This is a genomic window from Bacteroidota bacterium (genome assembly GCA_016721765.1).
Taxonomy (GTDB): Bacteria; Bacteroidota; Bacteroidia; order UBA4408; family UBA4408; genus UBA4408.
The window spans coordinates 136,469-150,871 of sequence record JADKHO010000002.1 but is presented as its reverse complement, the minus strand read 5'-3'; the positions used below and the strand labels follow the sequence as shown (position 1 = coordinate 150,871).

Sequence of the window (14,403 nt, the reverse complement as noted above, 5' to 3'; positions counted from 1 at the left end):
TACTTAATAATTTCGAATCCAATTAGACATTTGCACAATTACAATTTCTTCAATAAAAATTAAAAACATGGCAAGTACCACAGCTTGATTGGCAGCTTTACCAACACCTCGTGTACCTTGAGTGGCATTAAAACCTTTATAGCAACCGATGATTCCGATGGTGAATCCAAAAACTATTGATTTGGTTAATGAAGCAAAAATGTCGACAAAAGTGATTGTTTTAAATGCGCTTTGATAGAAGGCGATGAATCCGGTAGCTTCTTCGGAATTTACATTTACATAAGAGCCGAATAATGCAACAAAGCTGCAATACAGTGCAAGTAATGGAACCGAAATCATAGTGGCCCAAACGCGCGTTACCACGAGATATTTAAAGGGATTAATGGCAGAAACTTCCATCGCTTCAATTTGTTCCGTTACCTTCATGGAACCTAATTCGGCGCCAATGCTGGAACCAACTTTGCCTGCGCAAATAAGTGCTGTTACTAATGCACCTAATGCTCTAACAATGGCTATTCCGATTAAAGAAGGCAGCCATGAAGCAGCGCCAAATTCTTCGAGAGAAGGACGTGATTGTTTTGTGAAAACTATTCCGGTAACAAATCCTGTTAAAGTAATAAGTGGAAGTGATTTTAAGCCTACTTCAAAGCACTGATGTATAATTTCACCAATGTGCATGGGAGCTTTCCCTGCCTCTTTAAAAAAGCGCATGGTAAATAAAAAAGCCTTGTGTACATCTTTAAAGTACTGATCGAGTCCTTTTGTGAAAATAAATTTTTTAGTGTGCTTCACTCTCATACTAAGACCAATTGTATTGAACTAACGTTGCGCTGCATTTTTTAATTTTCGATTTTGGATGCGTGAATTTCTGATTTGGCTGCGCTCCTTGTTGAATTTATTTCTTGGAGCCTCCGCATTTAAGGAGTGCATTTCCCTGTATGCTTTCATTAATGCTTCAGGAAACTCATCCTTGTATTCTATCCGGTAAAAAGAAAATCCATTATATGGAATTGTTGTTTTTCCTGTTAAAAATTTAACATGTGAATCCACATCACTTTGCTTGAAGACAGCTAAAAAAGCGCTTTCTCTTTCTTTTTTGAGTTGCAACCATTTTTCGTTAACTACATTTTCAGAGACCATGCGTGCACATTTTTCTTGAATGGTGAAAAGCATGGTATCCTTGCTATTTGCAGTTAAATACTGAACAAAAAGAGTATCCTTAACCGACATTTTTGTGACGAAAATTGAATCGTTTTCTGAGAGGTTGGCATTCAAATTAGGATTCTTGAAAAGCATATATTTCTTCTTTGCTTCATAAAAAAGAATGTGCTCCTTTTCTTTTGCTAAATAGTTTTGAGGGGTTATGGTGATTGATGCTTCCGGCGTGTTTTTTAAAAAATCGGCTAATTTTGAAATGAACTTTTCTTGCTTCCGATCTACTTCACAGCTTCTCATATCCCATTTAAAGGATAGAGATTTCTCAATTTCCTGCTCTATATTTCTAACTTGAATGCGGTATGGAGTTGTAGCCGGCTTCACAAAAATATTTGTGACCACATCAAAAAGTACATCTTTTAAATGAAATTTAGGGTTATTTAAATTTCCGGTAATGGGTACTTCATAATCAATTACATTCCCTCGTTCTCTTACAAATGCCATGATTAATCGAAGGGGCAGCCAATTGTTATCTTTATTACGTACCCGATTAGTTACTCTCGGATCTATTACGGTGAGGTGGTTATCGCTAACGATTTCACCATTTCTAACATTCCAGGTGCCCTTAATGGCAATTGTTCCTCTATCGAGAGGAAAGGATGTGTAAGTGAGTAAATAGGGATTAAATAAAGTGGTTGGAATTTTATCAAAATCATAAATCATATCAAAATCACTGCTGTCTTTTGGGTTAATACTAAGCGTTATATTAGCTTTTCCATAAGGCTGTATAGATGATACAAAATTAATTTTCACCCGTTTGTGCTCCTTATCAATTGAATCTGCAAAAACAGTTAAAGGATCTAGGCCGATGGAAAATTTTTCACTAGTCGAAAAATCGTTGAATGCGAAATCGCCATTTGTAAGGTCGAGATGATTTATCTTATAATTACTTCTAAAGAAATTTTTTGCCAGTACTTTTACATAGCGTGCAATTTCTATAACTAAGTTAAATTCGGCTTCATCTGCTGCAACTGTTGCAATTTTAGAGCCCTTCTTCCCAAACATTTTTTGAATATTGTCGAGTTGATCGTAACGTTCATATTTGAAAAAAGGATGTGCTAATAATATAGAATCAAAACTGTATTTGTGGTTTTTAGGGCTTAGTTCGATAATTCCAATTTTTAATTTTTGAAAGGAAGCAAAATCTTCCTTGGGATTTTTGCCAAAATGAAAATCAGTAAAAGCGAGTTTTCCGCTTGCCGAAATATTTTCTTGGTCCTTAAAATTTCCCTTGGCTCTAAAGTCTGCATCCACATTGGCTCTAAAACTGCCATAGTTGGTAATGTCGTTTAAGTATTGTTGTAAAAAATCGAGATCATACTTTTGAATAACAGCATTCAATCTATAATTTAGGTTTGTAAAATTCATTTCAAAATTTCCGTTCACTTTACCGGTGCCAATGCTTGGAATGAATGAAAATGCGGCAACGATGCTGTCTTTATCCCACCATTTGCCACTGCTTTTTATATTAATTTCCTTTAATGAATAAGAAATAGGAATTTGTGATTCACGATACTTAAGCACTCCCCTTTCTATTGAAATATTTAGAATATTAAAATGTACCGGAGCTTTAGGGATATCACTTGTGCTTTTGGAAGAAAATTTTTTTATAATGTCTCCAAAGTTTAGCTCCTTTTTGTTTTGAATTACTATTCCTATTGGTTGATTTAAATTGATTTCACTTATTTCATAGGTTTTATTCAAAAGTTTGCGCATGGCAAAATTTGCACTGACTCCCCTTGCCGAGAAGAAAAGTGTATCGCCATCAGGCTCATAAATTTTTAGATTTTGAAGGTGAACATATCCTGTAAAGGGATTAACATAGGCCCAATCCATAGTAATTTCCCGACCTATAAATTTTACATCATATTTTTCAATCAGGTATTTTGCTATGGGAGAGATAAATAGTATGATTAGCAAAATGGCACCAAAGCATATTCCAATGGTAATAAGTGCGGTTTTTTTAAACTTTTTTGTCATGCGGAGCAAAGATGCAATATGGCGGTTTAGGAGTTCTTATATTATACCGCTACAGTGTTACAAAATTCACACATTGTTGGATGCTTAAGGTGATTAGAAAAATTGGATTGGTAAGTAGATTGCGATTTTTAAAAATGCAATACTAGCTTACCAAGACTTTTTGATACCTGTGTTTAAGGCGTTGACGTTTGTTAGTTGGAGCTGTATGATTGAACTAAAAAAGTAATGATTGAATTACATAAACATTTTTTGCTTTTCTGTAATCCATTCTGTGTAATAATATTGGCATAATTCACATCTGCTACACTCGCGAGATTGGCTAAATTCATACTTGTCGCCGTTTGCTTTAATGTGATTTGTATAATTGATATACTGCCAATTGTGCCCGATTATTTTGCAAACAGATTGAGCTATTCGTTTAGAAATAGATACTTTTTTATAGGGGGTGGAATTCAAATTAATTGTTAACACCTTGAATAGGTTTTTTACTGAATAGTCGATGTAACATATTTTCACCAAATGATTTTATGCTGGAGGAGTTTTTGCTTACAATATTTGAAACACCAAATTGCAAGACTGTTCCCAAGAGCGCTTTAATAGGATTATGGGTTGCGCCAAAGAGTATTTTTTTAGATAAAAATCCGGTTCCTAAACCAATAAGGCTACCAAGCAAATCCTCCTTAAGGTTGGGTGCAGACATCACTTCTTTCCAGGTATTTTTAATTAGATTTATTGGCTTTAAACTTTCATAGGTTAGGTAAAATTGCGCACGCAATAAGTCAAATTGAAGTTCTTGCTTTTGCTTCAACAAAGTAATTCTATTATTTAACTCATCGGTTTGGTTTAGGTGCTTCATTCTTTTTCTTTTAGTAATTGCTTTATAATTGAATTGCTAATCGGATACTTAATCCATTGTTGCTTAAAACTATGCATTAGGATGGCGCAAAGAGTATAAAATCCACCTAACACAAAAAAGCCGTAATAGGGTTTTGGCATATACTCACCTATCCAAAACGATAAACCAATGCTTGCAATAAATACAATTAAAGCAACAACCATTAATATTGCTAATCTTGAAATTAAGGAGGATACAACATCTGCTGTTTTATCAATTAAATTTAACTTATACAGTTCCAGTGTTGTTTTACTGTAGTCCTCTGCCTTTTCGAAAAGCACTTCAATGGGTGTTGCCTTGATGTCCATATTGGATAATTGGTTTTGGGTGATACTAAGCGGTATGATTTACTTCCTTTTTAACTTCGGCAAATTTCGCTTTACCCTTTTCAGTAAGTTCATCCGCTTGCTTGCGCAGATGATCATACTTTTCTGTAACTGTTTCTAACAAATCGTCAAATTTACTTTGTAAATCTTCCGCCAGATCTTCACCTTTATCCAATATTTGTCGTCGAGTACGGCTTCCTTTATCAGGAGCAAATAACACACCGGCAAGTGCGCCTATAGCCACACCGGCTAAAATTCCTACAACTACTTTTCCTGTTCTCATTTTTTCTTGTTTTTAAGTATTAATTATTTGATTATTTTTTCTCCTTGAATTACGCGAAGAAGAATTGCAATTATTGCGATGACTAGTAATACATGTATAATTGCTCCGGTGCTGTATGCAAAAAAACCGATGGCCCAAATAATTATCAGCACGACTGCAATTGTATAAAGAAGATTTCCCATTTTGATTTTTTTTAGAATGTATATTAATTAAGTGATTGCAAGCAATTATAGTGATTCCATAATTGCATCAAACTCTTCCTTTGTTTTTCCAATTTTTACTTGCACACGGCTCAGCATTTCGGTCTTTTTACCATTTTCATAGCGTAAGTCTTCATCTGTAAGCGTATTGAATTGTTCCTTTAATTTTCCCTTTTGAACATTCCAGGTTCCTTTAACGGGTGCATTAACATTTGTTGAATTTTCCATTTTTATAGGATTTAGTTGTAACTGTATTATTACGTTACAAAGTTGAATAATCTGCATGTAAGCGTGTTATACAATAGCTGTAAATTTTTATAAAATTCACATATCAACCAATCATAAAACCCAATAAGAAAAACTAGAAGCGCAATGAAATTAAGATTCATGGAAGGTTCTAAAAATAAGAAAGCAGCCTAAAATAAATTAGGCTGCTTACTTATGAATCATTTTAATCTTAATTAGCCCCTATATTTCCTAAGGCAATAACATTATTCGTATTTGCCGCATCATACACTGTCATGAAGCCATCGTATACTAACCAGTTGTCATAGCTGATTGCTATACCATCATTTAAGTTTCTTACATTGGTGAAACTCATTCGGGTAATACCATCAACCGGATTTAAGGTTTTACGGTTTACGGGCATACCTATGGTAGAAACCGATCCTAAATTAATATGCACAGGATACATACCGGCCGGCAAAACTCCACCGGAAGTTAAATCCACAGTTACAAGTGTATTTCCATTTTTTCTTTTTTCAAACTTAGCTACACCAAAAACTCCGGAAGCGGAATCCTGGTTTATAACGTAGGATTTGTTCGTAGCAGTAATAAAATTACCTCCGATATCCGCTTGAGCGATAATGGTTCCCAAAGTGGATGCATCAAGATGAACATTAATATATCCATCAAAATTAATTAAGGCCGAGTAGGAAACGGCTAAGGTTGTAGAACTATTTCCTGCTGCATCAACTGAATTAAGTGGATACATAATCATACCCGTTTCAATAGCTGAGTTCATGTGGATGTGTGCAGGATGCGTTCCAACAGGGGCACCAGAAAGCGCAATGGTAATAACCGATTCGGTACTTCCACTGCTTTTTTCGGCAATTGTTACAGTACCGGAAACACCAATTAGATCTTTCACTTTAAACGTGTAGGTCGTTTTTAGCGCTTCTACAGGTGTTGGATCAGGAGTGGGCTCAACAGTATCGTCTTTGTCTTTTTTGCAGCTTGCTACCGACAAGGTTAACATAATTGCCAGTGCAGCAAGTTTGGTTAAACTGTTTTTCAAAACTATTTTTTTCATTCTTAATTATGGATTTTAGTATAACGGAATTGTTATGGTACAAAAGTCTGCAAGTAGTACAGGATGAATCTTACACAATTTCTATAAATTGTTTCAAAATTCCTGTTTCGGATTTAGAGCTTAAATACCAAGCCTGCATTCACAATACTTTTTCCCATACCAACTTCGGCATTTAGCCCGAATTTTGGAGAGATGTAATAGCGAATGCCTACATGTGTTCCTCCAAATGCTAATGGAACAACACGATTTGAATTTGTATAATAAGTAAATGCTACACCGCTTCCAAAATTTAAGCCTGCATAAATGTCCATTTTATCGCCGTGGATATTTTTTTTGCTGTTATCCGAAATGAGTTGATAAAAGTGAAAATTGCACACAATACCTGCCGGAATATTGAATTCTCCGCGGTAGTTATTGGATAAAGCTCCCCTACCCCCTACTCCAATGGTAAAGCCCAATCCCACATATTTATGAATCCCAAATTCTCCTTGAAAATTAAATTGTTCGGTTGTCAATTTATATCCATTTCTATTATCATTTCGGCCGTAGTAATAATAATCATCGAGGTGATAAAATTGAGAAAAACCAACTCCTAATGAGAGTACTTTTGAAGTACGTTCCCAAGCTTGTGCATGAAGTAAGGTGGGTGTTAATACAAATGATACAATAAGAAATGCGCTTACAAATAATTTTTTCATTTTATTTCTGTTTTGATTTGTTGAATGGATTTCAGTTATAATCAGCTTTAAAAGGGCATACAGCTTGTTTTGAATGCTCCTTAGAAAGTTGATTTTTCTTATAAACCTGAAATTAGCAGATGAAGTTCTTCCTTTGTCTTACCTAATTTTTTTTGAAGTCTGCCCATCATTTCATCTTTCTTTCCTTCTTCAAAAAGTAAATCATTGTCTGTTAGTTCAGCGAATTGTTGTTTTAATTTACCTTTTTGTTCGTTCCAGTTACCTTTCATTTCAGTTGAGTTCATATCATTATGTTTTAATGTGAAAGAATTTTCACAACACAAAGGTGGGCTTAAAACGATGTGGCATACTTATACAATTCAGCTAAAAAGTTATACTATTCACAGGCAAGTTGTGAAACTCAGAACAGTTAATTTTATGCAAAATCAATTTGTGATTTTAGAATCAATTTCAATTTTATCCTTTAGAATTTGAACGGAATAAGCATTCGGGATAATTTTTTTACCGTGTGTAAGTGCATACACTTTAGTGAATTCGGCACCGAAATAGAGAATGATGGCTGAATAGTAAACCCAAACCAAAATTAAAATAACAGATCCTGCAGCACCATATACTGACGCGACTGCAGAACTTCCCAAGTAGGCGCCAATTGCAAACTTCCCAATCATAAATAGAAACGCGGTAAATCCGGCACCTATAACACAGTCGCGCAAAGCAATTTTCCCATCTGGAAGCGTTTTAAATATTACCGTAAACAATAATGAAATGATTAAAAACACAATTAATAAATTAAGTGCATAAAAGAAATAAACGCTGTCTTGTGGAAAGCGTGCAGTTAATCGAGTATTTAGAACATCCATAATAGAATTCACGATCAATCCTACCATCAAAAGGAATCCAGCTGAACCAATCATTGAAAATGAAGTTACTCTGTTTTTAATAAAGCGAATAAATCCACGCTTAGGTTTTGCCTTTATCCCCCATATATAATTTAATGAATCTTGAATTTCCACAAACACTCCGGAAGCTCCAATTAACAACACTATTAAACCCAGAGTTGTGGCAAAAGTGTTGCTCTTTGAAAGTTTAACATTCTTAATTGTCTCCTGTATTTGCATTGCTGCATCATTTCCTACCAATCCATTTATTTGTCCAAATATTTCCCCTCGCACAGCTTCAGCACCAAAAAAGAAACCGCTTAAACTTATTATAATAATCAATAAAGGAGGTAGTGAGAATATGGTGTAATAAGATAGTGCAGCGCTTAGTTTAAGTCCATTATCCTCAATAAACTCGCTAACTGTTTCAGTTAAAAGAAATGCAATTTTTTTTGATTTTATTTTTAGTTGATTCATTTAATGATTTTTAGTGTGGATTAACCAAAATATTTATTTTATTCATAGGCAATAGTCGAAGGCTTTCCAATCTCAAAATCTCTAAATCCAAAATCACTTGTCTTGAATGAATTTACTTTAAAGGCGCCTTGCTTATATCCGGGAATGGAAGGATAAAAAGATAGTGATATTTGAAACGTATTAAAAACCAGGTTATCGTTTTTTATCAAGCATCCAATTCCAATTTGGCTATACACTTTGCTTCTGGTAAAACCTGTTTCATCGCTGCTGAGCATTCCTACAGAATAAATAAGATAAGGGCCAAATCTAAATCCTATGATGTTCCATGGAGCATAAGATTGTGTTTGAAGCTTAAGTAAAATTCGATTTACCCCAAATAAATTTGAACTGTTAAAACCATCGATTGCCGGCCCATCATTTAAATTTAAATTTTCTCCTGGATTTCGATTGATTCCAAAAGTGATTTGTGGTTTGGCAAATTCTCTAAAGCGCCAACGGCCAATTTCAAGCAATTTAGTAAAGTAAATTATACTGAACCGAAACATGCCCTGTTCTGCTTTTAATGCTCTTAAGTAGGTACTGTACTCATAATTAGAACTCAAATATCCCCAAGAATGAAAATTTCCAAATGAAATTCTTCCGCTTAAGTAAGTCCTGCCTGTCTTGTTTTTTTCGAGATAGCCTGCTGTAATCGCATAAACTTTGCCAACCGGAACATCTTCTGTTATTCCGAAATTGAAAATAAATTTGTCTTGTACATATTTACGTGTAGATATCCCAACACTTGCCAAATAAAAATTTTCGGGACTATAGCTTTGCGTGCTATCATAAACAGCGTCCGGTTTTTCAACATACTTTGTTCGAATAAAATGTAAAGCCGATATAAAATTCGTGGAGCGATTGGTTTCTGAATTTCCTTTAAATATTTGCATGGAATTGCCGATCCAATAATCTTGGGTATTGCTCAAGAATCGTTGTGGAATGTAAGTACTATCGAACGTTAATATTGAATCTCTGTGCAACAGTTGAGTGAATATTGCTCCCGCAGCCCATTTCGTGTATGGAGAAAAAAATGGACGGTCGATTGCTAAACTTCGTATGGAGTTTCTGAATTCATCTGTACCATAATGTAAAGTTGTACTTATATATGTGTTACGGATATTGGGAACATAATAGTCGGTGTAAAATGCTCCGTCCCCATTTCGATGATACCATGTATAGTTATTTTGAGACTCGTGTCCCCATCCCATAAAATTTCGTTCTACCAATTTAACCACTACACGCGTGGGTGATGCGCCAATCTTAGGGATGATACTCCATTTGTCTAATTCACGAATATACACATCCACCGAGTCGGAATTTTTTGAAGCGGGTAAAGTATACACCACTAAATCGCGCACATAACTTTGGCGGCGCACCAAACGCTCCGATTCTTTTACCAGTAATGAATCAAAAACTTGGTTTTTATGAATGAGCAACAGGTTACGAATGGTGGTACGTTGTGTTTTAATGTGTGTTTTATTTGCACCTTTTAAAAAGAAATTTTGATCGCGTGTTATGGTATCACTAATTGAATAGCCAAATGGGTCAAGCGTTTCGATGTGTATGTTACGGATAATTTTTCCTTCAAATGCACTATTGGGTTTTTGAATTATTTTTTTTGCTATTCTCTTTTTGACTTTTTTTAATGGTTCCACAGACTTAACCGGTCTGAATATCATTCGATATACAAATTTGGCGAGTTTATTTCTTCTGGAATGCGATTCAATATTTTCATATAGCTTGCTTGAATCACCTTCGTTAGAGGTACTTTGAGCGTCTGAAAATTTTATTGAAAATAGGAAACTCATCGAAAGCAAGAGTGCAATTTTGAGCCACATGATTATTTTAACTCCTGTTTCTTTTTATTCTCATCTTTTGCCTTATTTTTAAAATAACCTTTAAACAATATATTGTGCTTTGCGGCTTGCATATTTTCATCCAGGCCTTTGGTACTTTTCTTTAAATTATTCATCGTTTGATTTAGGTTTTCGGCAATTGTGGAATCTTGAATCAATTTACCCAATGTGCCATTACCACTGTTCACTTTCACCATTATCTCTGCAAGTTGGCCAGAAATTATTTCGGCATTGCCGGCTGTTACTTGAAGGCTTCCTAAAATAGCATCCGTTTCAACCGGTTCGTTCGAAGCCAGGTATTGACCCGAGTTAACCACTTTTGAAGTGGAACTGCCTTGTGTGATTGTTACAAGTCTATCGCCAATTAGACCTTCCGAACCAATTGAAACTCTGCAATCGCTTTTAATGAACTGTTGAATTTCTTTTCGAATCATCATCTCCACGGTTACTGTGGTGTCATTAACAATTCGAATATTATCAACTGTTCCAACATTTATTCCGGCAAAACGAATATTGTTCCCAACTTGTAATCCGCTTACATTATAAAAGGTGGAGTTCAATTTAATTACCGGATTAAAAAGATTTTTTTGGCGGCCAATGATAAATATGGCTGCAACAAAAAGCGCTATACCTATGGCAATGAATAAACCTAATCGTATTTTAAATTTTTGTGAATGTGGTTCCATGATTTTAATTATTGATAAGCTGCTTATTTAATTATTTATTTATTTTCGAAAACTAGAAGTATTGAAATAGCAATTCTTATTTAGTTAAAAAAGGATGCTATAAGTTCGTCTTCTGAATTTTGGAATTCCTCTTTTGTTCCTTCTTTGTAAACGCAACCATCCGAAAGCATAATAATTCGGTTAGCTGTAGTGAGCGCGCATTTAATATCATGCGTTATAATTATGGATGCAGTTTTGTACTTTTTTTGCAAGTCAAGTATGAGCATGCTAATTTCATTAGATGTTACCGGATCCAGCCCTGTAGTGGGTTCGTCGTAAAGCATTATGAGGGGATCAGTAACAATAGTGCGCGCTAAGCTGATGCGTTTTCGCATTCCACCGGAAAGTTGAGAAGGCATTTTTTCAATAGCGTCTGCAAGCCCAACATTTTCAAGCACTTCTTTCACTTTTGCATCCAATTCGGTTTCTGATAATTTATCCTTTTTTCGACGCAAGGGAAATTCCAAATTTTGTCTTACTGTCATCGAATCATATAATGCTCCACTTTGAAACAGAAATCCAATTTTTTGACGCATTTCCGAAAGTTCAACTGAATTCATTTCAGAAACTTCTTTACCCAAAACTTTAATGGAGCCGCTATCAGCAAGTAATAAATTCACAATGCATTTTATGAGTACAGATTTTCCTGTTCCTGATTTCCCAAGCACTACCAAGTTTTCGTTTGCATGAAGTGTAAGATTTAAGTCTTTAATAACTTCCTGCGCGCCGAAGGCTTTTTTGAGGTGAGTAATTTCAATTGCTACATCAGTTTGTGTAGCTGCTGAATTATTGTTTGGCAGAGATATGTTAGTAGAAGTCGTCATCATGGAAGCATATCTGTAATTTGTACTGCAATCATATCCACAATTATCACAAGCAAGGAAGCAAGCACAACAGCTGAATTTGCTGCAACACCAACACTTTCGGTGCCTCGCCCGGCATTATATCCTTTGTAACATCCCACCAATCCAATAACAGCACCGAAAAAAAATGATTTTACAAAAGCAGGTAAGAAGTCAATAAATTCAACGTGACTAAATGCTTGTGAGAAGAATAGCACAAATGAAACATCTCCTTTAATATTTGCTCCGGCCCAACTTCCCAAAATTCCTAAAGTATCGGCATAAAGAATTAAAATGGGAATCATAAAGATGGCAGCCCATACGCGTGTAACAACCAAAAACCGCATCGGGTTGGTGGAAGAAACTTCCATGGCATCAATTTGTTCGGTAACTTTCATCGAGCCAAGCTCCGCTCCCATTCCTGAACCAATTTTTCCGGCGCAAATTAATGCTGTTATTACCGGACCCATTTCGCGAATTAAAGAAACAGCAACCATTCCGGGAAGCATATTGACCGCGCCAAAATCAACTAGTACAGGCCGTGATTGAATGGTTAATACCAAACCCATAATGGTTCCGGTTATAGAAATTAAGCCAAGTGATTTATAACCAATTTGATAACATTGTTTTAAGAACTCTTTAAATTCAAAACCGCGTGAAAAAGTTTCCCGCATTAAACTTGAAATAAAGAGAAAGACATCTGCAATATCTGCGAAAAAACTACTTGCCTCCACTTTTTTAGCAATAGATTTTTCGCTCAGTAAAATGGATTTTTCTGTAGCATAATTTTTAACCTTATCCGCTCGAGTGCTTGTTGACATTGTGTTAATTCAAATATCTTCTTAGAATCCAAGTTATCGTTTCGTGTTCTTCCATAATCCCCGTAAGGAAATCAGCAGTTCCGGCATCTTTATTAGTATCTGCACATTCGTTTATATTTTTGCGCAATTGCACAATAACAGTTTCATGATCGTGAAGTAATTCTTTGAGTGTTTCTTTTGAACCGGTATATTTACCGGGATTTTCAGTAATGCTGCTGTGTTTTAAAAATTCATTCATCGTGCCAATTGTTTTTTGTCCCAGTTTACCAATTCGCTCAGCAATCTCATCAATATAAAGTTCAAGTTGTTTGTACTGATTTTCGTACAGTTTATGAAGTTCCATGAAGCTTTCTCCGCTAACATTCCAGTGTGCTTTGCGGGTTTTAACATACAATGTCATTTCATTGGCAAGCACATCTGCTAAGAGTGTTGAACTGTTCTTTAATTTTTTATCACTAATTCCGATATTTGGTTTCATTGTTTTTATGATTTTGGTAAGATTAAATTTTAGGTAAAATTTCTATTGGTGGAGTTTCCATAATCCTATCGCCTAATAGGTATCCCCATGGTTTTAAGCCATCGATATGATCAAAAATAACTTTGATGATTGCTGTGAGCGGAATCGATAAGAACATGCCGGGAACGCCCCAAATTGCTCCTCCGCAAATGACAACCACCATAGATACCAGCGCATTGAGTTGCACTTTGGATGCAACCACTCTTGCGATTATATAGTTGTTATCAATAAACTGAATAACAATATAGGCGCCTAAAACAAGAAATGCCGATGTAGGCGATTTAGTGGCAAGCGCTATAAGCATGGGTAAGGATACTGCGATTATTCCACCGATGTAAGGAATTAAATTTAAGACAGCACCAATTACACCTAATAAAATAGCATAATCAATTCCAATAATCAACAAGCTTGCAGAGTTAAGTGTTGCAATAATTAAGGCTTCCAGCATGAGTCCAATTAAATAGCTTTGAATAATTTTTTTTGTAGCACTTAAAACTTTATTCACTTCCGTATGATTATGGGCACTAAATAACTGATGAATAAAATTCATTAATAAGGGGCGATAGTATAAAACTAAAAACACATATACCGGTATTAGAACAAGCACCACCAAAACGCTTCCGATATTAACAAGCGTCCTACCAACTAGGGATTTACCTAATACCATTGCCTCTGCTTTAGTATCGTTGGTCCAAATTTTTACTTTAGAAAGTCGGATATTAAATGTCTCGGATACCCAGGCTTCTCCTTGATGGAGTAGCAACTCAAATTTTGCTAGCAGCATAGTGAAAGATTCTGCTTTCATATCGGCCCGCGAAGAAAGCCATATCAATATTGCCATAGAGAATCCAATTACTGTTATTAAAGTAATTGAAATAGCGAGTATTCTATTGAATTTTTTACGAACCAAAAAATTTACAATAGGACTCAGTACTATTGCTATTATAATGGCATAAATCAGGGGTAAAATTATGTTTTGCGCAAAATGCATACTGCAAACAATAGCAAAAATGCCGATTGATACGATTGCAAATTTTATATAAACAGGTAGATTTTGAATACGGTCCATTAGATTTGGTGCTGCTACAAGTGCATCATCATTACAATTAATCACTGAAATTTAATTTAACTGATTACCTTTGCATCCGGATAACGCTTCTTCCATACTTCTAAAGAGGCTATGTTGGTAATGGTAATAAGTGTTCGGTAATCCAAACGCACTTTAATTAATTTCTCTTTCGAGGTTTCTATAATTTTTTTGATTTTACCTTTCATCTGATATTGATTTTGAATTACAAAGATGAAGTGAAGCAACTACCATTCTGTTACATAACTT

At 35.1% G+C, this 14,403-nt stretch carries 18 protein-coding genes; all 18 read right to left on the bottom strand.

Annotation, left to right across the window (positions count from 1 at the left end; translation table 11 throughout):
- Nucleotides 1–3 precede the first annotated feature (3 nt).
- The 18 genes from IPP32_09070 to IPP32_08985 all read right to left on the bottom strand — a co-directional run bounded on the left by IPP32_09070 (nucleotide 4) and on the right by IPP32_08985 (nucleotide 14,342).
- Nucleotides 4–798 carry an ABC transporter permease gene (locus tag IPP32_09070; protein MBL0048228.1) on the bottom strand — a complete coding sequence of 265 codons (795 nt, stop codon included), beginning with the start codon at nucleotides 796–798 and terminating at the stop codon, nucleotides 4–6.
- A 21-nt stretch (nucleotides 799–819) separates the two neighbouring features.
- Complete coding sequence (locus IPP32_09065; protein MBL0048227.1) at nucleotides 820–3,195, bottom strand: DUF748 domain-containing protein; 2,376 nt, start codon at nucleotides 3,193–3,195, stop codon at nucleotides 820–822.
- A 457-nt stretch (nucleotides 3,196–3,652) separates the two neighbouring features.
- A complete protein-coding gene (locus IPP32_09060) occupies nucleotides 3,653–4,051 on the bottom strand; it encodes a hypothetical protein (protein MBL0048226.1) in 399 nt (132 codons plus the stop codon).
- On the bottom strand, nucleotides 4,048–4,398 hold the full coding sequence (locus tag IPP32_09055) for a hypothetical protein (protein MBL0048225.1): 351 nt from the start codon (nucleotides 4,396–4,398) through the stop codon (nucleotides 4,048–4,050). The genes IPP32_09060 and IPP32_09055 overlap by 4 nt, the downstream gene beginning before the upstream one ends.
- Before the next feature lie 25 nt (nucleotides 4,399–4,423).
- A complete protein-coding gene (locus IPP32_09050; GenBank protein MBL0048224.1) occupies nucleotides 4,424–4,699 on the bottom strand; it encodes a YtxH domain-containing protein in 276 nt (91 codons plus the stop codon).
- 23 nt (nucleotides 4,700–4,722) lie between these two features.
- Nucleotides 4,723–4,881 (bottom strand): lmo0937 family membrane protein, encoded by a 159-nt coding sequence (locus IPP32_09045; GenBank protein MBL0048223.1) that lies wholly within the window; start codon nucleotides 4,879–4,881, stop codon nucleotides 4,723–4,725.
- Nucleotides 4,882–4,926: 45 nt separating this feature from the next.
- Complete coding sequence (locus IPP32_09040; protein MBL0048222.1) at nucleotides 4,927–5,127, bottom strand: general stress protein CsbD; 201 nt, start codon at nucleotides 5,125–5,127, stop codon at nucleotides 4,927–4,929.
- A gap of 229 nt (nucleotides 5,128–5,356) precedes the next feature.
- Nucleotides 5,357–6,211 (bottom strand): hypothetical protein, encoded by an 855-nt coding sequence (locus IPP32_09035; protein ID MBL0048221.1) that lies wholly within the window; start codon nucleotides 6,209–6,211, stop codon nucleotides 5,357–5,359.
- Between the two features lie 113 nt (nucleotides 6,212–6,324).
- Nucleotides 6,325–6,909 carry a hypothetical protein gene (locus IPP32_09030; GenBank protein MBL0048220.1) on the bottom strand — a complete coding sequence of 195 codons (585 nt, stop codon included), beginning with the start codon at nucleotides 6,907–6,909 and terminating at the stop codon, nucleotides 6,325–6,327.
- Between the two features lie 98 nt (nucleotides 6,910–7,007).
- The gene (locus IPP32_09025; protein MBL0048219.1) at nucleotides 7,008–7,193 is read right to left on the bottom strand and encodes a CsbD family protein; all 186 of its coding nucleotides are present in this window, start codon (nucleotides 7,191–7,193) and stop codon (nucleotides 7,008–7,010) included.
- Nucleotides 7,194–7,334: 141 nt separating this feature from the next.
- Nucleotides 7,335–8,264 (bottom strand): YihY/virulence factor BrkB family protein, encoded by a 930-nt coding sequence (locus IPP32_09020; protein ID MBL0048218.1) that lies wholly within the window; start codon nucleotides 8,262–8,264, stop codon nucleotides 7,335–7,337.
- Nucleotides 8,265–8,302: 38 nt separating this feature from the next.
- Nucleotides 8,303–10,144 (bottom strand): hypothetical protein, encoded by a 1,842-nt coding sequence (locus IPP32_09015; protein ID MBL0048217.1) that lies wholly within the window; start codon nucleotides 10,142–10,144, stop codon nucleotides 8,303–8,305.
- A 2-nt stretch (nucleotides 10,145–10,146) separates the two neighbouring features.
- A complete protein-coding gene (locus IPP32_09010; GenBank protein MBL0048216.1) occupies nucleotides 10,147–10,848 on the bottom strand; it encodes an MCE family protein in 702 nt (233 codons plus the stop codon).
- 80 nt (nucleotides 10,849–10,928) lie between these two features.
- Nucleotides 10,929–11,714 (bottom strand): ATP-binding cassette domain-containing protein, encoded by a 786-nt coding sequence (locus tag IPP32_09005; protein MBL0048215.1) that lies wholly within the window; start codon nucleotides 11,712–11,714, stop codon nucleotides 10,929–10,931.
- Nucleotides 11,711–12,403: an ABC transporter permease gene (locus IPP32_09000; protein ID MBL0048214.1), complete on the bottom strand. Its 693-nt coding sequence runs from the start codon at nucleotides 12,401–12,403 to the stop codon at nucleotides 11,711–11,713. Before IPP32_09000 ends, IPP32_09005 begins: the two co-directional genes overlap by 4 nt.
- Before the next feature lie 151 nt (nucleotides 12,404–12,554).
- Nucleotides 12,555–13,028, bottom strand: a complete 474-nt coding sequence (locus IPP32_08995) for a DNA starvation/stationary phase protection protein (protein MBL0048213.1) — start codon at nucleotides 13,026–13,028, stop codon at nucleotides 12,555–12,557.
- A gap of 22 nt (nucleotides 13,029–13,050) precedes the next feature.
- Complete coding sequence (locus tag IPP32_08990) at nucleotides 13,051–14,136, bottom strand: AI-2E family transporter (GenBank protein ID MBL0048212.1); 1,086 nt, start codon at nucleotides 14,134–14,136, stop codon at nucleotides 13,051–13,053.
- A gap of 56 nt (nucleotides 14,137–14,192) precedes the next feature.
- The gene (locus tag IPP32_08985; protein MBL0048211.1) at nucleotides 14,193–14,342 is read right to left on the bottom strand and encodes a hypothetical protein; all 150 of its coding nucleotides are present in this window, start codon (nucleotides 14,340–14,342) and stop codon (nucleotides 14,193–14,195) included.
- Between the last annotated feature and the right edge of the window lie 61 nt (nucleotides 14,343–14,403).

Excerpts from the sequence above, each read along its gene's own strand:
- IPP32_09070 (MBL0048228.1), bottom strand. The coding sequence starts at position 798 with ATGAGAGTGAAGCACACTAAAAAATTTATTTTCACAAAAGGACTCGAT.
- IPP32_09065 (MBL0048227.1), bottom strand. The coding sequence starts at position 3,195 with ATGACAAAAAAGTTTAAAAAAACCGCACTTATTACCATTGGAATATGC.
- IPP32_09060 (MBL0048226.1), bottom strand. The coding sequence starts at position 4,051 with ATGAAGCACCTAAACCAAACCGATGAGTTAAATAATAGAATTACTTTG.
- IPP32_09055 (MBL0048225.1), bottom strand. The coding sequence starts at position 4,398 with ATGGACATCAAGGCAACACCCATTGAAGTGCTTTTCGAAAAGGCAGAG.
- IPP32_09050 (MBL0048224.1), bottom strand. The coding sequence starts at position 4,699 with ATGAGAACAGGAAAAGTAGTTGTAGGAATTTTAGCCGGTGTGGCTATA.
- IPP32_09045 (MBL0048223.1), bottom strand. The coding sequence starts at position 4,881 with ATGGGAAATCTTCTTTATACAATTGCAGTCGTGCTGATAATTATTTGG.
- IPP32_09040 (MBL0048222.1), bottom strand. The coding sequence starts at position 5,127 with ATGGAAAATTCAACAAATGTTAATGCACCCGTTAAAGGAACCTGGAAT.
- IPP32_09035 (MBL0048221.1), bottom strand. The coding sequence starts at position 6,211 with ATGAAAAAAATAGTTTTGAAAAACAGTTTAACCAAACTTGCTGCACTG.
- IPP32_09030 (MBL0048220.1), bottom strand. The coding sequence starts at position 6,909 with ATGAAAAAATTATTTGTAAGCGCATTTCTTATTGTATCATTTGTATTA.
- IPP32_09025 (MBL0048219.1), bottom strand. The coding sequence starts at position 7,193 with ATGAACTCAACTGAAATGAAAGGTAACTGGAACGAACAAAAAGGTAAA.
- IPP32_09020 (MBL0048218.1), bottom strand. The coding sequence starts at position 8,264 with ATGAATCAACTAAAAATAAAATCAAAAAAAATTGCATTTCTTTTAACT.
- IPP32_09015 (MBL0048217.1), bottom strand. The coding sequence starts at position 10,144 with ATGTGGCTCAAAATTGCACTCTTGCTTTCGATGAGTTTCCTATTTTCA.
- IPP32_09010 (MBL0048216.1), bottom strand. The coding sequence starts at position 10,848 with ATGGAACCACATTCACAAAAATTTAAAATACGATTAGGTTTATTCATT.
- IPP32_09005 (MBL0048215.1), bottom strand. The coding sequence starts at position 11,714 with ATGATGACGACTTCTACTAACATATCTCTGCCAAACAATAATTCAGCA.
- IPP32_09000 (MBL0048214.1), bottom strand. The coding sequence starts at position 12,403 with ATGCGGGAAACTTTTTCACGCGGTTTTGAATTTAAAGAGTTCTTAAAA.
- IPP32_08995 (MBL0048213.1), bottom strand. The coding sequence starts at position 13,028 with ATGAAACCAAATATCGGAATTAGTGATAAAAAATTAAAGAACAGTTCA.
- IPP32_08990 (MBL0048212.1), bottom strand. The coding sequence starts at position 14,136 with ATGGACCGTATTCAAAATCTACCTGTTTATATAAAATTTGCAATCGTA.
- IPP32_08985 (MBL0048211.1), bottom strand. The coding sequence starts at position 14,342 with ATGAAAGGTAAAATCAAAAAAATTATAGAAACCTCGAAAGAGAAATTA.